Origin of the sequence: Parashewanella curva (assembly GCF_003675895.1) — a bacterium.
Classification (GTDB): Bacteria; Pseudomonadota; Gammaproteobacteria; order Enterobacterales; family Shewanellaceae; genus Parashewanella; species Parashewanella curva.
This window is the reverse complement of sequence record NZ_ML014767.1, coordinates 47,021-67,254: the sequence shown is the minus strand read 5'-3', so window position 1 is coordinate 67,254 and position 20,234 is coordinate 47,021. Positions and strand designations below refer to the sequence as shown.

General features: G+C 42.4%; 12 protein-coding genes. 2 read left to right on the top strand and 10 right to left on the bottom strand.

Annotated features, from left to right (window positions below):
* Positions 1-10 precede the first annotated feature (10 nt).
* Together alr and dnaB are read right to left on the bottom strand one after the other, a co-directional pair.
* Entirely contained in the window at positions 11-1,087 is a 1,077-nt protein-coding gene (gene alr / locus D5018_RS07865) for an alanine racemase (RefSeq protein WP_121838456.1), read from the bottom strand.
* Between the two features lie 57 nt (positions 1,088-1,144).
* Complete coding sequence (gene dnaB, locus D5018_RS07860; RefSeq protein WP_121838455.1) at positions 1,145-2,551, bottom strand: replicative DNA helicase; 1,407 nt, start codon at positions 2,549-2,551, stop codon at positions 1,145-1,147.
* Between the two features lie 135 nt (positions 2,552-2,686).
* On the opposite strand from dnaB, the gene D5018_RS07855 reads away from it, so the two are divergent.
* On the top strand, positions 2,687-4,891 hold the full coding sequence (locus D5018_RS07855; protein WP_121838454.1) for a S46 family peptidase: 2,205 nt from the start codon (positions 2,687-2,689) through the stop codon (positions 4,889-4,891).
* Positions 4,892-4,954: 63 nt separating this feature from the next.
* Here D5018_RS07855 and rsd read toward each other — a convergent pair whose 3' ends face one another.
* Positions 4,955-5,422, bottom strand: a complete 468-nt coding sequence (gene rsd, locus D5018_RS07850) for a sigma D regulator (RefSeq protein WP_121838453.1) — start codon at positions 5,420-5,422, stop codon at positions 4,955-4,957.
* Between the two features lie 256 nt (positions 5,423-5,678).
* On the opposite strand from rsd, the gene hemE reads away from it, so the two are divergent.
* Positions 5,679-6,743: a uroporphyrinogen decarboxylase gene (gene hemE / locus D5018_RS07845; RefSeq protein WP_121838467.1), complete on the top strand. Its 1,065-nt coding sequence runs from the start codon at positions 5,679-5,681 to the stop codon at positions 6,741-6,743.
* 43 nt (positions 6,744-6,786) lie between these two features.
* On the opposite strand, the gene D5018_RS07840 is transcribed toward hemE, so the two are convergent.
* The 7 genes from D5018_RS07840 to D5018_RS07810 form a co-directional block, all read right to left on the bottom strand.
* Entirely contained in the window at positions 6,787-11,757 is a 4,971-nt protein-coding gene (locus tag D5018_RS07840) for an AAA family ATPase (RefSeq protein ID WP_121838452.1), read from the bottom strand.
* A gap of 203 nt (positions 11,758-11,960) precedes the next feature.
* Positions 11,961-13,877 (bottom strand): bifunctional diguanylate cyclase/phosphodiesterase, encoded by a 1,917-nt coding sequence (locus D5018_RS07835; protein WP_121838451.1) that lies wholly within the window; start codon positions 13,875-13,877, stop codon positions 11,961-11,963.
* 6 nt (positions 13,878-13,883) lie between these two features.
* Positions 13,884-14,588, bottom strand: a complete 705-nt coding sequence (locus tag D5018_RS07830) for a transglutaminase-like cysteine peptidase (protein WP_121838450.1) — start codon at positions 14,586-14,588, stop codon at positions 13,884-13,886.
* 51 nt (positions 14,589-14,639) lie between these two features.
* Positions 14,640-15,248 (bottom strand): OmpA family protein, encoded by a 609-nt coding sequence (locus tag D5018_RS07825; RefSeq protein ID WP_121838449.1) that lies wholly within the window; start codon positions 15,246-15,248, stop codon positions 14,640-14,642.
* Positions 15,249-15,264: 16 nt separating this feature from the next.
* Positions 15,265-16,650 carry a TolC family outer membrane protein gene (locus D5018_RS07820; RefSeq protein ID WP_121838448.1) on the bottom strand — a complete coding sequence of 462 codons (1,386 nt, stop codon included), beginning with the start codon at positions 16,648-16,650 and terminating at the stop codon, positions 15,265-15,267.
* 12 nt (positions 16,651-16,662) lie between these two features.
* Entirely contained in the window at positions 16,663-18,045 is a 1,383-nt protein-coding gene (locus D5018_RS07815) for an HlyD family type I secretion periplasmic adaptor subunit (RefSeq protein ID WP_121838447.1), read from the bottom strand.
* Positions 18,042-20,207 (bottom strand): type I secretion system permease/ATPase, encoded by a 2,166-nt coding sequence (locus tag D5018_RS07810; RefSeq protein ID WP_121838446.1) that lies wholly within the window; start codon positions 20,205-20,207, stop codon positions 18,042-18,044. The genes D5018_RS07815 and D5018_RS07810 overlap by 4 nt, the downstream gene beginning before the upstream one ends.
* Positions 20,208-20,234 lie beyond the last annotated feature (27 nt).

Here is a 20,234-nt window from a genome sequence, read left to right as displayed (position 1 = left end):
CAGCTGGAGTTTATTCCAAACAAACCGCCACTCGTGGTGTCAGTTTAGTCATCAGTTCATAAGCGATGGTGCCAATATGCGCAGCGACTTCTTCAACCGGTAATGATTTACCCCACAAAATAGCTTCATCGCCAACTTTATCTTGAGCTTCTACGCCTAAATCAACCGTCAGCATATCCATCGACACGCGCCCGACTATCGGCACTCGGCGTCCATTTACCCAAACGGGTGTACCTTCTGGGGCATTTCGAGGATATCCATCACCATAACCAATCGCCACAACGCCTAATGTTGTTTGCTGTTGAGCTTGCCAATAGGCACCATAACCCACACTTTCGTTGGCTTTTACGCTTTTGACTGAGATCAGCTGCGATTTCAATTCCATTGCAGGTGTGAGTTGGTGGTTTGTGCCTAAATCCCCCATCACAGGAGAAACACCATACAAGGCGATTCCGGGTCGAACCCAATCACCATGGGCTTGTGACCAATAAAGCGTTGCTGCTGAATTCGATAAGGTGCGCTCGCCCTCTAAGTTCTGTGTTAACGATTCAAACAACTCAAACTGCTCTTGAGTCATGGTATTTTCAGGCTCATCAGCACAGGCAAAATGAGTCATCAAATGAATAGGCTTTTCTACATTTGGGCAATCGATTAAACGCTGATAAATACTGGAAAATTCTTCAGAGGTAACACCCAGTCTATTCATACCAGAATCGAGCTTTAGCCACACTCGGATCGGTCTTGGTAAATCGGCCAGCTCCAACATTTCTACTTGCGATTCATGATGCACTACCGTTTCAATGTTGTGATCCACCAGCTTGTGTAAATCAAGCTCATGGAAAAAACCTTCAAGCAATAACAGCTTTTGTTGAATACCGGCGTCACGTAGCATTAAGGCTTCTTTTAATCGCGCTAACCCAAAACCATCTGCTTCAGTTAAACACTTGGCGACATTGATCAAACCATGTCCGTAACCATTCGCTTTAACAACCGCCATGACTTTACTGTTTGGTGCGATGACTTTTAATTGCTCAAGGTTGTGTTTTAACGCGCGACAACTCACCTCTGCGCGGGGGAAAGGCTTCAAAAAATTATCCTGATTCGAATTGTGAATTGTCAAAGGCTACCTATTACTCGTGATACTTTAATCTTCTTCAAACTGAGGACCAGCGAAGTTATCAAAACGCGACCATTGACCTTGGAAAGTTAAACGAACACGTCCAATCGGGCCGTTACGCTGTTTACCAATAATGATCTCTGCGGTGCCTTTGTCTTCCGAGTTATCGTTATACACTTCGTCACGATAAATGAACATGATCAAATCCGCATCCTGCTCGATAGAGCCTGATTCACGTAAGTCTGAGTTTACTGGGCGTTTATCAGCACGTTGCTCCAACGAGCGGTTAAGCTGAGATAGTGCAATTACAGGGATTTCTAATTCTTTTGCTAACGCTTTGAGAGAACGAGAAATTTCAGCGATTTCCAAGGTACGGTTATCCGATAAAGCAGGCACTTGCATTAGCTGCAAATAATCCACCATGATCATCGACAAGCCACCATATTCACGAGCAATACGACGCGCACGAGAGCGTACTTCGGTTGGCGTCAAACCTGACGAGTCATCGATGTACATCTTGCCTTGCTCAAGCATTATGCCCATAGTGGAAGATACGCGCGCCCAATCATCATCGTCCAAACGACCAGTACGAATTTTGGTTTGGTCAACTCGGCCTAAGGATGCCAACATACGCATCATGATCTGCTCAGACGGCATTTCTAAGCTGAAGATCAGTACAGGCTTGTCTTCATGTAAAGCGGCTTGTTCACAGAGGTTCATCGCAAAGGTGGTTTTACCCATGGAAGGACGTGCCGCAACAATGATCAAATCGCCTGATTGGAAACCTGCGGTCATATTATCGAGATCAGAAAAGCCTGAAGATACTCCTGTCACACCGTTATGAGGGTTGTTATACAGCTCTTCGATTTTATCAACGGTCTTTTCAAGAATACTTTTAATGCCTTCAGGGCCTTCATTAGCATCGGCTCGTTGCTCGGCAATTTTGAATACTTTACTTTCGGCTAGATCTAATAGCTCACTTGAACCACGTCCTTCTGGGTTATAGCCCGCATCAGCAATGTCATGAGCTACACGGATCATCTCACGCACAACGGCACGCTCACGCACAATTTCAGCGTAAGATAAAATGTTACCCGCACTTGGCGTGTTTTTGGTGATCTCAGAAATGTAAGCAAAGCCACCGGCGTCATCAAGCTGATTTTCCAGCTCAAGCTGCTCAGTAACCGTCACTAAATCCAGCGGTTGACCACTTTCCACCAGCTTCGACATGGATTCAAAAATCAAACGGTGCGAGCGAGAGTAAAAATCTTCTCTAACCACAGCTTCAGACACTTTATCCCACGCTTCGGCATCCAGCATGAGTCCACCTAAAATGGATTGCTCAGCTTCGAGTGAGTGTGGCGGCATTTTAATGCCTTCGACTTGGGCATCTTTCGCCTTAAATTGTGTTTTTGCTGCCCCTTGCTGTGCCATTCATGCTCCTGTATAGCGCGATGTAAATCAATGCGGTTTCTTTTAACAATCGGTGCTGTAAATATGATATAAATTCAAACCCTCAGCCCTAGACATCATTCTAGTGGAATTCGCAAGATAAATTAAGGAATAACTATGCGTAAGGCACTCATTGTCGCCTTGGCTCTTTCATCTGGCTCTGCACTGGTTCATCGTGCTGCCATCGCTGATGAAGGACAATGGCAACCTCACCAACTTCCCTCAATCGCAGATAAGCTTAAACAGCGTGGTATTGAAATCCCAGCGAAACAATTGGCTGATCTCACTCAATACCCAATGAATGCTGTCGTGAGTTTAGGATACTGTACCGCGAGTTTCGTGTCTCCGAAAGGCTTAGTTGTGACTAATCACCACTGTGCTTATGGTGCCATTCAACACAACAGTAATAAAGACCATAACTATTTGGCCGATGGTTTTTTAGCAAAATCCATGAGTGAAGAAGTGTCTGCGGGTGCCAACGAGCGCCTTTACATTACTGAAGAAGTAAAAGATGTTACGAACCAAGTAACGGCTGATTTAGGAGACGATCCTCTTACCCGTTATCAAACCATTGCTCAACGTCGTAAAGATCTAATTAAACAATGTGAATCAGATCCTAACTATCGCTGCTCAGTTAGTAGTTTTCATAATGGTCTTGAATACTATCAAATCAAACAGCTTATCATTCGCGATGTTCGCTTAGTTTATGCACCATCGGAACACGCGGCCTCTTTTGGTGGTGCGATTGATAACTACGAATACCCTCGCCACAGCGCTGACTTTACCTTTTTACGCGCGTATGTAGGCAAAGACGGCAAACCTGCCCAGTACAGTAAAGACAATGTGCCTTACGTACCCAAAGGCTTCGTTAAAATTAACGAAAACGGTGTGAAAGCCGGTGATGCCGTATTTGCAGCCGGTTATCCCGGACGCACTAGCCGTTACCGTCTGACCTCAGAGCTTAAATTTGCTAACGACTGGCAATATCCGCACTTGGCTGAACGTTATCAACGTCGTATTGATACCATTGAACAAATGGGTGCTGACAATAAAGATATCAAAATCCAATACGCTAGCACGCTTGCATCAACCGCCAACCGCATGAAAAAACTAAACGGCTTGTTAGATGGTTTCCGTGCCACTGATATCGTAGGTATCAAGCAGCACAAAGAAAATGAATTTAAAGCGTGGCTTGTTAAGCAGCAGCCTAATAGTGAGATTGTTTCTAACCTAGAAGCTTTGCTTAAAGAGCAGCACGCCAGCTACATGCAAGGCTTCTATTTTGACAATGCTCAATCCAGTGCATTACTCGAAGCCGCCAAGCGTTTATATCGTCTTGCCAACGAAAAGCAAAAGCCTGATGCGAAACGTGAGGCTGGCTATCAAGAGCGTGATATGAAGCTATTTGCCGCTCGCCTGAAACGCTTAGATACTCGCTTCGATGCTCGCGTTGATAAAGTAATGTGGCTGCAAGATTTAATGGCTTATGAAAAACAGTCTGATCGCGTCAAAGCATTGGAGACTTGGCTTGCACAAGATAAAGCGCCATTACAGCAACGAGTTGATAAGATGTACGCTCAATCACAGCTTACCAAGCACGAAAAACGCTTACACTGGATGAATGCCTCTGTTGCTGATTTTAAAACCAGCCAAGATCCGTTCATTCAATTAGCTGTTGCGTTGTACGACACCAACATGCGTAATGAAAAAGCCGCGAAAACCTTAGCAGGTAAACTGTCTATTGCTCGTCCTGCTTACATGGGCGCAATCATCGCTTATAACAAATCGCTCGATCTACCTGTCTACCCAGACGCTAACGGTACTTTACGTGTGACTTACGGTGTTGTTGACGGCTATCAAGCTCAAGATGGTATGTATAAGCAGCCATTTACTAAGCTTGAAGGGTTAGTGGCAAAAAACACGGGTGTTGAGCCATTTAATGCTCCAGCCAAGCTTATCAAAGCCATTAAAGACAAAGACTATGGCAGCCATGAAGTTGAGTCAGTTTATCCTGATCCACGCAGCATGCTTTGCCGCTTATTCTCATGTGAAGCCAACCCAGCCAAGTTTGAATCTGTACCAGTTAACTTTTTATCCAGCGTTGATACCACAGGTGGTAACTCAGGTTCGCCTGTATTTAATGCAAACGGTGAATTAGTCGGTTTGAACTTCGACTCTACTTACGAAGCCATCACTAAGGATTGGTTCTTCAACCCAGAAATCACCCGCGCTGTTCACGTAGATATTCGTTACATTCTATGGATGATGGATAAAGTGGATCATGCTGACAATTTGTTGAAAGAATTGGATTTAGTGAAGTAATCGAACTCCAATAACAATAAAGCCTAGGTACTTATGCCTAGGCTTTTTTACGAAAAGATAAAACTACGAATGATACTCATGCAACACTTCTAACAGCTCATCCTCATAGCCAAATCGGTTTTCTATTGAAGAACCCAAACGTGATAAATCATCATCCAACTCTAACAACACATTCTCGCTGGTTGCTTGAGTGTATTTGTCACTAAAATCAAGAACTATGTCTGTACTGGAACTGATTTTTGGGAGAAGTTGTCTGGCTAGCTCTTGGCTGTTGGGTCCATGTTTTTCACAAGCGGAAACCACTTGATCATACACTTCAAAATGTCCCTCTGACACATAGTCTACAAGGGCGTTACAAAATTCTTTTACATTATCAAATGATGGTAAGGATTGCTCTTCCGTTTCGTAAGGCGGTAAACCAGCTAACTTAAAATACTGGATTAATAAACTACGACGATGACTGAGCCATTGGTCGATCAGTTGGTTAGCTCCACCCCACCGTTGTTCGGCTTGTTCTAGTTTGCTTAGCATCCTGTTTCCCAATTGTTTATTTTCCCTACAGTCTAATGTAAGTAACAATCGACGGTTTGATCAACCTTTTTCGAATAAAAATTGATTACTTTATTATCATTGTCTGTTGAGTTTGATCTTAATCACATCTCGTGCGTTTAACTTTTACAAAGGTCTTGATTTAGCACATTTTGCACCAAATAACGCTAACTTTGATCACAGTTCTCAGGTACACTACGCAGCAATTATTTTGACTCGATGTTTAGGAACCAGCCTGATGACTGAATTAAAAAATGATCGCTATTTACGGGCGCTACTGAAACAACCTGTAGATCGCACTCCTATTTGGATGATGCGCCAAGCGGGCCGTTATTTACCAGAATATCGTGCGACTCGTGCTCAAGCTGGCGACTTTATGTCACTTTGTAAAAATGCTGAACTGGCTTGTGAAGTTACCCTACAGCCTTTACGTCGTTACGACTTAGATGCGGCGATTTTATTCTCAGATATTCTCACCATTCCTGATGCAATGGGATTAGGCTTATACTTTGAAACAGGCGAAGGCCCTAAGTTCGAGCGTAAAGCCGATAGCATGGCCGCCATTGAAAAACTAGCAATTCCTGATCCGGAAGACGAGCTTGGCTATGTAATGAATGCAGTCAACACCATTCGTCGTGAGCTAAAAGGCGAAGTACCACTGATTGGTTTTTCCGGCTCTCCTTGGACGCTCGCCACCTATATGGTTGAAGGCGGTTCCAGCAAGACGTTTGAAAAAATCAAAAAGATGGCGTACTCAGAGCCTAAAGCGTTACATTTGTTATTAGATAAGCTGGCTGATTCTGTCATTCTGTATTTGAATGCACAGGTCGCAAACGGCGCTCAATCACTAATGATTTTCGATTCTTGGGGTGGTGCTTTATCTCACAATGCCTACCGTGAGTTTTCACTACCATACATGCAAAAAATCGTGGATGGCCTAACTCGTCATGCTGATGGACGTCAAGTACCAGTAACCTTATTTACCAAAGGTGGCGGTTTATGGCTAGAAGCTATGGCCGAAACGGGCTGTGATGCATTAGGCTTAGATTGGACAGTTGATATTGGTGATGCTCGCCGCCGTGTGGGTGAGAAAGTTGCTCTTCAAGGCAACATGGATCCATCTGTACTTTATGGGACGCCTGAGCGCATTGAGCAAGAAGTTAAGTCAATTCTGGCTAGCTACGGTAATGGCTCAGGCCATGTATTCAACCTTGGTCATGGTATCCATCAGCATGTGGATCCTGAGCATGCCAAAGCCTTTATTGATTCAGTGGTTAAACACTCTGGGCAATATCATAAATAATTTGCTTTAGGCTGAGGTTTTACCTCAGCCTAATATCTTTCATTTATTGCTTAGCTGTAGCCCATTTTACTGAAGGATTTTTATCCCTGATAATAAAACCTGAACGTGGCTGGAACATATCAGTATTTACTACTGTCAAGCCTGGAACAGCATTACGGCAGAAGTATTGGGTATACCAAATTTTCTTGCTCTTAAAATCAGGCTGAGATAAACGTAGCACTTCAGTTCCGCAATAAACAACATTATTGTTTAATGCCTTTAATTTCAGAGCATTTGTCTCCAGCAGCTCCTGTTCTGCGTAGAAGGCTTCTAGCTCTTGCTCTTCCGTCTGCTTGGGAGGTTTTTGCTCTTCAGAAATAGCGGCAAGGCAAAAATCTCGATAAGCATTAATAAATGCAGATGCAACTTGAAGTGCCCCTAAGGCTTGACAAGCTTTGTCAGTAACGTCAAATTTTTCATATTTAGGGTAAGGTAAAATCTCGAAGTCAGCGCCTTCTGGTTTTGTAGCAATGCCTGTTTTACCATCACGCTGTAACGTTGAAGCATAAGTAACAACAGAAGTTTTTATCTGTTCCATATGCTGTTCAGAAATATCTATGGACACTGGATTGAGTTTTAAAAATTCGACTAAATTCTGGTGTCCATCAAACTGTTCCATAAACTCAGGGGAGGTTAACAATCTACAACCATAGAAAATGCCCTGTAACCCCTCTGCGGTTAATTGAGAATAATCCAACTCTGTTATCAGCTGTACAAATAGATCAGGTTCTTTTTGAGCTAAATACAGCATGACTTCTTTGGTACACGGCTTGGTTATGAAACGTAAATCTTTTTGGAACTCTTGTAGAGTACAAGTAGCATTGGTATTTATCTCTTCCATCTCTTTCACTATTTCATAAAAGCGACGTTTTTGCGGACGCGAAAGTGGCAAGTCACAATTAAGCATTAAATGATCTCGTAATGCCGCACGGTGAGCATGAGTCATATGATTCTCATCAACGGCCGATAAGTTACCAAATTTTTCAGCCCCAAAAGCACTCAGCAATCCTTCGCAGTACACTTTTTCAACTTCAAATTCTACCGCTCCTTTGAGCTGCAAATATTCATCGGTGGTACCGTCAGGGTCAGCTCTTTCCGGAACAAGTTTTCGTACTTGTATCTCGACAAGTTCAGGAATATGAGAAGAAATTTGTGTAGGTTGCAATAGCTTACGTTTATTATTATGAGTTACTGTTTTTCTTTGAGTCGCATCAAAATCAAGCATCAACGCTTGTTTACGTAACCTTACTTGCTCTTCATAAACAGGGTGGAATAAAAACTCTATAGATTGAACGTCTTTAGTGCGGGTTTCTTCATCAAACTCTTCCAATTCTTCTCTAAGCGTTGCTTCAGCTCTAAGTAGTGATTTGATATTTTTAATTAGCCTTTCTAGCTCTGCTAATGCATCATGATGCGCTTGCAGCTCTTCAATTTGTTGAAGTCTAGTTATGTGTTCAATCTCTGCCTCTTTTGGTATGGATACTGCGTTTAGATAATCCTGATCGTATTGTTCAGCAGCATCTTCTAACTGATCTAGCTCTTCAGCTAAATTCGAAAGCAATGGCGCAACTTCATCAATGTATTTATCTAAGCTTGTATCCGCTTTTGCTTGTGCAGCCGTCATTCTTTGTTGACGAAGCTCAGTAACGGTAGCACTGCCCATTGTGGCTAAATCTTTAACATCGCCGTAATCACTTTCTTTTAATTGCGCCAATAGTTCTATCTTACCTGTTTTCGCAGGTTTACTCTTTTTGGCTTTCACTCCGTCTAATTTGCCTAAAGTATCCTCTAGCGGATCTTCAATGCTAAGACGAGATTTAACACTAATATTGAACGCTTTTGTTGACAGTTTTTCGGATAACCTTTGCTGGTGTATCTGCTTAACTTGAGCAGCTTGTGGATGGTCAGCGACATTCAGAGCATTTTGCACAAACCCCGTAAATAAATTGCCTATTGTCGATCTTTTTACTACACCGTTAAGCCCATTTGAATCTAAGTAGTTACGCATCTCAACTAACTTAATGGCTTTTGCTCCTAATGCGCGTTTGCCACCACGTTCGATTCTTCCTAGCTTCATATCGACAGCCTCACCATCTTGCTCCAGTAAGCAAGCTCTTGCCATGAGATGAGTCAAGCAGTTACGTAATCTGCGCTTTTGTAAATAAGTGAGCTCCTTACTTCTAGATTCAGCTTCATCAACAAATAAATTTGCTTCAACCATAAAGTTACCGGCTTGAACACATAGCTCTTCAAACGTTCTTGTTTGCATCGCCTGATGAAATACTGCGAGTATACTCTCTGGTAATTCAACGTCTAAATCCAGCTCTAATTTCTTAGCTTCAGACTGAACTTCCCCAGACAAAGAGTCAATATCCGCACGCGTTAATGATGTTTCCACTTGTTTTGAAACCACATTTTGAACTACAGCAACCTCTGCAGCTGCCATTTGAGTTTGTAATGTGAGTGATACTTGCGGATCATTGTCTTGCCAATCTAACGATTGTTCTTGAGGTAGGGCTGTATCATCCAAACCAGATGATGGCATACTCAACGATAATGGCTGGTTTAAAGACAATGGTTGAAGGGACATCGGCTGTAGAGAACGCTCAGTATCCACTTCTTCAGAGTCATCAGGTCTAGCTTCACTCAAACGTGGTAAAATGTCGGCAAAATTAAAGTCTGCATCATCTTCGCCATCTGATGTCTCGATATAATCTTCAAGAGGAGCATCTGCAGGAATACTTTGTGGTTCCAAGGGCTCTGATTTTTTCACAACAATGGATTGATCGGGCTTTATGTTCAATGGAATGATAGACGGGACTTTTAAAACATCTTGTTGCTTAACATCAACCCCCATAAACTTCATGATGGATTCATCAGGTTGACTTTGGGTTATCCATGTTTCCTCTGTCCTAAAATCCTCAGGCGCAATTGAAGGAACTACTCTTTTACGGTCTGTACGTCTTTGTCTACGTTGTTGTCTAGCCTCCTCCTGCACTTGCTGCTGTCTTTGAGTTTGTTTTTGCTTAACAACGACTTCTTCCTCTCCTTCATTAAATGCTTTATGAATAGGAGAGGCTTCAGTTGGCGATACATTAAAACTGGCTAATGGATCAACTTGTTCGGATGTACTTTTTGATCGTTTTCTGTTGGCACCAGCACGTGAATCTTCATCTGATGCCTCATAATCTGGCTCTGATACTGCACGCTCACGAGTAATCGTTGTTGTAACTAATGACTTTTCTTCCACTTGCTTTTTAGATTGCACTGGCTCTAATGGCTGAGTCTGCTGTTGCTGTTCTAATGGTTGGTCTTGTAAACCTAAGATTGGAACGACATATTTACCCTCCATGCTGTCTACTACAACCCTTACTAACTCAGATTGTCTCTGTTTATTTGCATTAGACAGATCCAAAAGCAATATCTTATGAGGTATTCCACCTATTGGTTCAAATGCACCATTAACTTCTACTTGCTTTGGAAAGAAATATTTGTCTTTTATAACGCCATGTTTTTTAACAAACTCCTGCGCATCTTCAAGTGTTTTAAAACCGCTAATGCTTACTTTTCCTTGACTCAAGACGCTGAGCATCACTCGCTGCTCAGTTTTACTAAAATCTGACAGTAAGTTGGGGGTATGAACTATGACACTATCTAAATCCCTTTTGTGAAAGAGGCTTATCATAACCGCTTTGTCATAAATGGGGAGTCTGTTAAAAACAGTAATAAACTGTTCACGCGAAATACGAGTAAGAATCAGCCTTACTCCATTGGAATATGTAAATAATGCCTTATCTTCAGATGTTGTGCTTTGTGTCTCCTCTACTTGGCACCCATTATGGAATATAGCAGTAATATCTGTCTCGGTAAGATGCCTCAGTACCATAGGCAGTTCTGGTTCAATCGCCGACGCGGAATTTCCAGACTCGGCTTGACTCAATAAGAATACTGTTTTGTTAAGCTCTGTAGCACTAAGCTGAGGTAACATTTTTGCCACAAATTCAGGCTCTTTAGCCGCTACCACCTTAAGACACTGTGCGTAACTCTCAGTGTTCCTGCACCTTAGCTCAGTAATCACACTTTGATGTTGTGGTTGTCTTATCCGCTCTTTAGCCCTTATTTCTTTGACTATTATTGCAAAATTATCAGGAGTTCTCTTACGAATTTTATGCAGAATACCTGCACCATCTTGAGGGGAATCCATCAGAATACTGGTAACAACATCCAGCGATTCAGGCTCAGCTTTAGATAACACCAAAAGACACTGAACATAGCTTTCAGTATTATATTGTCTGAGCTCCGTAAATACACTTTGTTCCTGTGTAACAACATAGTCACCATCGCTTTCTGTGGCGTCATTTACGTGACTACCTACGGTATTAGTTTGTACTTCGCTAGCTGCTCCAATTCCTACCGTGGCGAGTTGTTGTGAAATGTTTTGATCTGTGTTGATTTCTACGTCACTTCCCGAGCTTTCTATAGCTTGGACTTGTTGTCTCTGTCTTCTAGGCTGCCGCTCCTGATTTTTTATTTCCTTAACTATTGCTTCAAATCTTGCGGGGTTTCGCTCATAAATTTTATGAAGAATGGCGGCTCCATGTGCTGGATACTTCATCAGCGTTTTAACAACTATATCAAGCGGTAATTGGCCTGCTACTAATACAGAGTTTAAGAGCATTTGTTCCGTTTCATGCTCACCATTACTTCCACCCAAACTAACATCACAAGGAGTCTCGGAGCTCTTTTTCCAAAATTGCTTAAATTTTCTCTTTGACGTGTCAGCGTTTTTTCCAGAAAAAATCTCACCATCCTGGACGACAAAGTAATATTTGTTTTTTAAGCTCTTGTCATCGGAGTGCTCAAAAGAAATGACTTGCCTTTGCCCTGAAGCCAATGATCTTCCTGCTTCTTTTATTTGCTCATCAGCTGCTAATCTAGCTAGGCTACTGTCATCAACCAATTTTAATTCGTGCATAAAGGCACTCCTAGAAACTACTTAAATGTAAGTAGCCTTAAATATGTAAAAAAAATTTGTCTATGCCAAAAATAGTATTAGTTAGGATAATCTGCAATTAATCATAAACTTGAGTTCATTTTCTGAAGGCAAGTTAATATGTAGTTAATTAGTTGGAGTTGGAGTTGGCTGCCCAGCGATGAGACAGCCGTATGGGAGAGTGGTTACAGCTTAACTGGCGGCTCAATAAAACCTTGGTATCCTTCAAGTTCATAGCCAGTTAACTTCTCAAGCTCAATAGATTGTTGTATACCTGTAACTATGATTTTGATTTCCAACCCTTTTGCAACATTTATTAGGGCTGTAACTACTTCGGTGTTATCGGTTTGTTCTAAATCTGAAGCCAGTCCTTGATCCAGTTTTACATAGTTTGGGTTCAGTGTTTGTAAGTAAGACATAGAACCTAATTGGCGCCCATAATGATCAATACCTACCGCACAACCTCGTGTTTTCAATAATTGGCATAAGCGCTCACACGCGTCAAGATTTGAATGTACGGCCGCCTCAGGTATTTCGAAACACAGCTTATCAACCATACTACAACTTGCTAAGAAATCATCTAACCAGACATGAAAGTCATCATCTTGAATACTTTGTTTAGTCAAATTGACGGCCAACTTGCCTGAATGATTGTGTAATAGTGGATTCGAACTGATTGAGCTTAGTAAGCATTTATCCAAGGTGCTCCCTAATGCAAATAACTCCACATACGGCATAAACTTACCGGCATTGATCACTGCATTCTGGATTTCTAATTGGCAGTACAGTTCCCGATGTAACTCCAATTGCCCAGACATCGACAACACTGGCTGCCAACGAAAGTGGAATTGTTTCGCTTCGATTACCGAAGTTAAACTGTCACGCCACTGCTGACGATCAAGGCTTTGCGGTTCACTTGATTCTAACCAGACATAGACTGTTTCTTGTTGAGTTGCTGTCTGCAGGGCATTATCCGCCTGAGACAATAGTTTTGAAGCATTCATATCCTCTAGACGTTCAGCGACACCAAACACAATGCCTTGATTAGCATTACCACCTGAGCGGGTGATTTCTTGGTTACAAGTTCGAATAAGGGTTTGTAAATACTTGCTTAGTCTTTCATGTTCGACGTCAGGGATCATAAAGGCAAATTCAAAAGCGGCGATACGAGCGATAACCGATGAAGAAACCTTATCTAATTCTGATTGTAGAGTCTCAGAAAGTATGCGAATGGTTTCATCTCGCACTTCATAACCGTAACGATTATGAACATGCTCTAGCCATTCAAATTTGGCTAAAATGAGTGCACCACTTCCTGGTTCGGCTGTCCAACTCTCCAGCCTCGACATCATGTACTGACGGTTGGGTAAACCAGATACATGATCGACAAGATTTTTATTACGCAATTGAGTGAGTTCATTATCTAAAGAATCAAAGACTTTTGATAACTTGGTGGACATGCTATTAAAGGCTGATACTACTGGCTGTAGCTCTTGAATTTTTGGTGAATCCATACATTGACCAAACTGCTGTTGCTCTAGTTTTTTTGCATGATCGGCAAGGGCATTGAGCGGTTTGAGCAAAAAGGTGATCCCATAACGGGCGCACACAATGGCAACTAAAAATAATAATGCAAATATAATGATGGCGTTAGTTATCACTCGCCATAACTCATAATAGCCAAATGCAGGGTGTGCGGTGATCTCAAGTTTTGCCAATTGCAACCAACCAGAGGTTACTGTGCTTTCTTTGGTAATTGCAGGAAATAAATCTAAAGCCAAAAACCACTGAGGGACCTCTTGTACTTGAAGCGGGTTTTCCCAGAGCTGTTCTTTACCGTCTACCAGCCAAGTCAATTTAACTTGTTTATAAAAGCCACCCTCAAAGATAACGTTTACCAAGGTTTCGGCTTGAGCCATATCCCCCGCTTCTAGTGCTGGCACTAACATTAATCCTAATGAATGGCTGGCATTGTTAATATCTGAACTCATTTGCTTTTGTAGGAAGCTGCGAGTTTCGGTAAATTGCAAGTACCCTAAGCACAGAACTACGAGTAAAAATAATCCGAACAGTAGCGCATATATTTGTCGGAACAGGGTCATGTTTTGCTACTCCAAATTCAGTCTAGGCAAGCGTAAGCGACTTAAACCTAGGCGTTGGTTGAGATCGTTCCATTTTTTAAGACGTGTGGCCTTCCCTGCTAACACGCCCCGACCTTTTTCTTTATTTAGCCATAATTGCTTACCGTTAAAACTGTATACTGGTAGAAGATCTGTTCGCTCATTAGCGGGTTTGATCTGCTTATCTAAATTATCCAAAATTAACGGAATTGAACCCGGGGTTTCGTAATAGGCCAATACCATATGGTACTGGTTTAATTGTTGCGCTTTTACCATGGTAATACGCATTTTTTCTTCAGGGACACCGAGCTGTAACAGCGTGAAATACTTAGCAATCGAAAAGTCTTCACAATCGCCACCATTAACCCCGATAAACTCCATCGGCGTTGCCCAGTAGTTCGATTCGCCCCACAATTTTATGTCATCAACAAACTGAAAATAATTAAAAAAGCGATTAACTGTTTTTAGTTGCTTATGTTCTGTTTGTCCTTGATTCTGCTCAATAATATCGAACCATGCATTAGCTCTACGTCCAGCTCGCTCACCGTAACGTTGTTCAAGCGAAGCTACGGCCTTACCACGATTTAAGGCCGGTTGCTTGGCAACGACACCTAGCCCACATAACAATGCTAGCCATAAGAGCCACTTTTGTTTTTTTAAATGAACCGAAAGCAAACTGGTTCGAGCTGCCATTTCTTCTGCCAATCCTTATTGAGGTATTAATCGCTCAGTTTTCCTGAAAAATTAATACTTTTCCTGTTTATCTACAGTATAAATATCCCATTTATAATCGGCAGCACTTTTTTCACCAGTTACTTCAGCCATCACTCGACGATTACGACTATGGGCGTAAGAGTCATGAGAGTCATCCACGGGACGATCATAACTATAGCCTTTAGCGGTTAACCTTGAAGGATTAATGCTGAATTGTTTTACCAAAACGTTTACTACGGCTTCAGCACGATTTTGCGAAAGCTCAAGGTTATGCTGGTAATCACCTACTTTGCTGCAATGCCCTTCAATCACAACCTTAGTATCTGGATATTGAGTTAAAAAGTCGGCCAGTGTTTCAATTTGCCCGTAATATTTCGGTGCGAGATACGCTGAATCATTTGCAAACTGGATCTTAAGTTCGCGACGCTCTTGATACTTTTTAACAGTGCCGCAGCCATAATTATCAATTTCAGCTTTGGCAATGGTTCCAGTACAACGCTCTCTAGCTAAGACAACGCCATCGCCATCAGGATCATTAAGGTTATGCAATTGAGCTGTCTTTCCAGTCATCGGTTGCATATCGCGCATTGAACACCCAGTCACTACTACTAAACTGAGCAATATCATCCATAGTTTCATGCTCTGTTTCTCCAAATTAATCGTTATTATTCGTCCACTCAGGTGGTCTTGTCACTCGTAATGAATCCAATAAACGCCCTGTTGAGTTTAATACTCGATATTTAGCGATCAGTTCATCAAGTTCAGTTCGCAAGTAGCTCTTACGAGATTCAAACAATTCATTTTCAGTATCTAACAAATCAAGCAAACTACGCTGGCCGAGACTGAACTGCTGAACATAAGCCGTTTGAGTTTGCTTAGCGGCTTCAACGTGCTGACGAATATAACCTTTTTGAGGGCCGAGTAATTCAAGGGCATTCCAAGCTAAATGCACGCCTTCAACCACTTCACGATGCGCGTTATCACGGAGTGATTTTGCTTCACCAATTTTATAGGCACTTTCTTTTTCACGAGCCAAGTCTTTACCTCCAGCGTAGAGGTTATAACGCATTTTGATCATGGCTGAATAATTTTTAGTATGACCACCAACATCATTTTGAAACGCACCGCGACCGGTAATACCATCTTCACCATTAAGGTCATTGTTTAAGTTACCTGCAAGCTCAAGCTCAAACTTTGGATAATAGTTAGACTGAGTGGCTTCACGTTCAAACTTTGCGGCATTGATGTCATAAAACGCGGCTTTCAGCACAGGGTGGTTTTTAGTGGCAATTTGCAAGCTTTCTGGTAGCGTTTTTGGGATCATATCCATATCGGCTACCGGCAAAACAAGGTCTTTAGGTTGCTGTTTTACTACGCGAATAAATTGAGCTTTAGCATCTAACAGATTGTTTTTAGCCGCAATCACATTGGCATTTGCACGAGCTAAACGGCCAGTAATTTGCGAAAGATCGGCAACCGAGCCTAACCCAGAGTTAGTGCGCTGCTTGATTTGATCATAAATTTCTTCATGAGTCGCTAAGTTTTTTTCAGATAAGGTTAATACTTCCTGCGCATGAAGGTAACCGATATACACTTTGGTCACATCTAAGGCGGTATTTTCCGCAGCAGAAAATAAATTCCATTGCTCAGCGTTCATTTCGTTGGTGGTACGATCATAATCACTGCTGGTCGCAAAGCCATCGAACAACATTTGTCGAATCGTGATCCCAGCTTCACCACGGCGTAAGCCTTCGCGATCACCATCAACCGAAGCATCACGACGTGTAGATGGTGTGTTCGTGCTCTCGTATCCATATCCAGCCGTAAGCTCGACATTAGGTAAGTAACCACCAAAGCTTTGGTTACTTTGTTCTTTCCGAACTTTAAAGCGATTATAGGCAATACGTATTTGTGGATTAGTATCTAAGGTATGCGCCACTGCTTGCTCCAAGGATTGGCCTTGGGCAAAAAGCGGAACAAGTCCCGCAACGACGCCAACTACCATCCCTGTCTGCTTTTTTCGCTGCTTGTTTATCATCATTTTCTCCCTGTTTTATCTTTCTCTTAGGGCGCTGTCTCTGGCTCTTAGAATCGGATTTAAAATGTATTCTAAGATACTGCGCTGGCCAGTGATCACATCGACTGACGTCAACATCCCCGGAATGATCGGCATTAAGGTGCCATCTTGTTTCTTTAAATTGGAATCTTTGGTACGCACTCGAATGACATAAAAGCTATTGCCTTCTTCATCTTGAGTGGTATCGGCACTGATGTGTTCAACCGTGCCGTTTAATCCACCATAACGGGCAAAATCATAAGCGGTTACTTTGACAACCGCTGGTAATCCTGGGTGGATGAAAGCAATATCTTTAGGGCTGACTTTTGCCTCAATCAGTAATTGATCTTCTGAGGGTACAATTTCAATAATATCGACGCCCGGCTGAACCACGCCACCAAGGGTGTTGATGTGTACCGTTTTGATGGTGCCGTTAACGGGCGAGGTGATCACCGCTTTACTGACTTTGTCTTTTGCACCAACTTGAGCTTCGGTGATCCGCGAGAGCTTAGTTTGCCATTCGTTCATCTTGGAGCGATTTTCTGCGGCAAACACAAATATCGCTTCTCGACGTTTTAAAATGGCTTCATCTAACGCGGCTTTGATTTTCGGACGTAAAATTCTCAACCCCGCCAACTCACCTTGCATATCATTGACGCCGCGCTCTAATTTGAGTAATTCCACTTCTGGAACAATGCCTTTTTCAGCCAGTGGCTTGGTTAGCTCTAACTCTCTGGTTAGCAATTGGTAGCTGGTTGACAGTGTTTTGATTTTTGAACTCAGCTCTTGCATTTCTTGCTGACGCTGCTGAATTTGCCTTGCCAGAATTTCTATCTGATTTTTAAGATTATTTAAACGTCCGTCATATTCTTCTTGTTGGCGAGCAATGAGTTGTGGTTCTTTTTCAGTTAGTTCTTGGGTAAACACCATAGGCTTTAGATTAATGTTTACTTGTTTACGCCAATCTGTGCCCACATCTGACACTTCTAAACTGTCTAGCTCTGCTTGTAAGCGGATCAGATTCGCTTTTAAGCCAAATTCTTCTTGTTCTTGCTGGGCGTAATCGGAACGAAAACGGGTATCGTCAATACGAGCAAGTGCCTGTCCTTTGGTGACCAACATCCCCTCTCGAACATGCATTTCTTGTAGTATGCCACCATCTAAACTTTGAATAATTTGCACCTGAGATGATGGGATAACTTTACCTACACCAGTGGTGACTTGATCTAATTCAGAAAAGTAAGACCACACTAAAAAGCAGATCATCATTGCGCCAAGTGACCAGATGATCAGCCGATGCACAGTAGGCGCATCGGTCATCATTGCACCGTATACGTCATCGACCATATCGAGTTCTTCACTGGTAAGCTTTCGACTCACGCGCTCGCCCTCCCAGCAATGGAACCGTTATTTAACTGTTCTAATACGATTTTCTTAGGTCCGTCAGCAACAATGTGTCCTTGGTCCATCACGATAATGCGATCAACCAATGACAATAAGTGCATCTTATGAGTGATCAAAATCAAGGAGCGATCTTGGCTAACTTGCTTCATTGCCTGCATAAATTGTTTTTCAGAACTGGCATCTAAACTGGCTGTAGGTTCATCCATCAATAGGATTGACGGATCATTTAAGCAGGCTCTGGCTAGCGCGACACATTGCCGTTGACCTCGGCTCAATGCTAATCCACCCTCACCGACTTGTTTGTCTAACCCTTCGCTGTCGAAATTGGTAAACTGGCTAACGCCTGAGAGTTTTATCGCCCGTATAAGCTGATGTTCAGAAACTTGTCTTGTGCCAAATAAGATATTGTCTCTTATGGTTCCATGAAACAAAGTAACGTCTTGGGGCAAATACCCAAAATTACGTCTAACATCACTTGGATGAATTTGAGCACTATCTTGGCCGTCATAACGAAGCCGTCCCTCAGTAGGTTGATATAGCCCTAACAACAGTTTTGCTAATGTACTTTTTCCTGAGCCATTACGACCGATAATAGCCACTCGTTCGCCGGGATTTATCGTCACAGAAAGATTTCGAACGACAGTTTTTTCTTCTTCTGAGTATTGGAATCCGGCTTTGTGTAATTCAATATTACCTTTAAGACGCTGCTTACTGACCAAATTGCCACGCTCTTCAAACTCATCTTGTTGTTGCATGATTTGATCAAGCTGTTTAAGCGCACTTAGGGTTGAGTTTGAACGATTCATCAACCCTGCCAATTGTGACATAGGAGCAATCGCACGACTCGATAACATCACTGCTGCAATGATCCCGCCCATGGTAATAGCATTATCAGCAACTCTATAAACCCCTAGAATAACCACAGACACTGTAGTCATTTGCACCATAAAATTGGCTAGATTAGAGACTGAGTTTGACAGCTTTTTCGATTTCAGCTGCCAAGTGGCGGTATGACCTATCATTTGCTGCCAGCTTTTTTGCAACACGCCTTCAGCGCCATTAGCTTTGACTGATTCAAGCGCCGACAAGCTCTCAATTAAGTGCCCATGTTTTAAACTGGCAAACTTATTACCTTCATCAATCGCTTGCTTGAGCTTTGGTTGAATATAAAGTGTAAAGCCAATAATGACCACACTGCTCACTAACGGTACTAAGGCAAGATCTCCAGCTACAATGGCGATAATAACGATAAAGAAGATAGAAAAAGGAATGTCCACTAAGGTAGTGATGGTTACAGAGGTCAGGAAATCTCGAATATGATCAAATTCCCCCAATTGTTTGGCCATCCCACCTACGCTTGGTGCTTTTTTAGATAACGGTAGCCCCATAGCTTTAGCAAATAACTGAGATGACACAATGATATCGATTTTCTTACCAGCAATATCCGTGAGATAAGTCCGCAGCTGGCGCATGATCAAATCAAAGATATACGCAATGCATGCTCCGATAGCTAGTACCCAAAGCGAATCAAACGCCAAATTCGGTACTACCTTGTCATACACATTCATAACGAATAAAGGGGAGATCAAGGCAAACATATTGACCAGAACAGATGCAATCAATACATCACGATAAATGGGGAAGGCACCTCGGACGGTCTGCCACAACCAGTGACTTTGAGTCTGGTGCTCATGCATATCAAAACGATGATCACCTCGATACTGCTGCTTAACTAAGAACAAATAACCCACATAAATGGCTTCCAGTTCTTCAATAGTTAATCGATGCTCACCGCCCGATTCAGCAAGCTGGATCACCGCCAGATCATTCTCAACATCCAATTCTCGAAGAATACAGGCTTTTTGATCACGCAGCAGTAAAATACACGGAAACATCACCGCCGAAAGGGTATCCAAATTACGACGTGTCAATTTAGCTGACAAGCCAGCTCTAGCTGCCGTTTGTGGCAATAGATCAGGAGTTAACGCCGCTCCCTCAATCGGCATACCTGCAATCAGCGATTCTGCCGAACAAGGATTACCAAAATGTTCAGTTAGCAATACCAAACAATCAAGTAAAGGATCGGCATACACTCGCTGTGATGCCGAAATGCTCCATTGCTGTTTTTGTTCTTCCATTGTTTCTGACAAGTGGCGCTTCCCTAA

What these genes read in the sequence shown, in the direction of transcription:
- D5018_RS07810 (WP_121838446.1), bottom strand. Translation starts at nt 20,207, where the DNA reads ATGGAAGAACAAAAACAGCAATGGAGCATTTCGGCATCACAGCGAGTG.
- hemE (WP_121838467.1), top strand. Translation starts at nt 5,679, where the DNA reads ATGACTGAATTAAAAAATGATCGCTATTTACGGGCGCTACTGAAACAA.
- D5018_RS07835 (WP_121838451.1), bottom strand. Translation starts at nt 13,877, where the DNA reads ATGACCCTGTTCCGACAAATATATGCGCTACTGTTCGGATTATTTTTA.
- D5018_RS07840 (WP_121838452.1), bottom strand. Translation starts at nt 11,757, where the DNA reads ATGCACGAATTAAAATTGGTTGATGACAGTAGCCTAGCTAGATTAGCA.
- rsd (WP_121838453.1), bottom strand. Translation starts at nt 5,422, where the DNA reads ATGCTAAGCAAACTAGAACAAGCCGAACAACGGTGGGGTGGAGCTAAC.
- D5018_RS07825 (WP_121838449.1), bottom strand. Translation starts at nt 15,248, where the DNA reads ATGAAACTATGGATGATATTGCTCAGTTTAGTAGTAGTGACTGGGTGT.
- dnaB (WP_121838455.1), bottom strand. Translation starts at nt 2,551, where the DNA reads ATGGCACAGCAAGGGGCAGCAAAAACACAATTTAAGGCGAAAGATGCC.
- D5018_RS07830 (WP_121838450.1), bottom strand. Translation starts at nt 14,588, where the DNA reads ATGGCAGCTCGAACCAGTTTGCTTTCGGTTCATTTAAAAAAACAAAAG.
- D5018_RS07855 (WP_121838454.1), top strand. Translation starts at nt 2,687, where the DNA reads ATGCGTAAGGCACTCATTGTCGCCTTGGCTCTTTCATCTGGCTCTGCA.
- D5018_RS07820 (WP_121838448.1), bottom strand. Translation starts at nt 16,650, where the DNA reads ATGATGATAAACAAGCAGCGAAAAAAGCAGACAGGGATGGTAGTTGGC.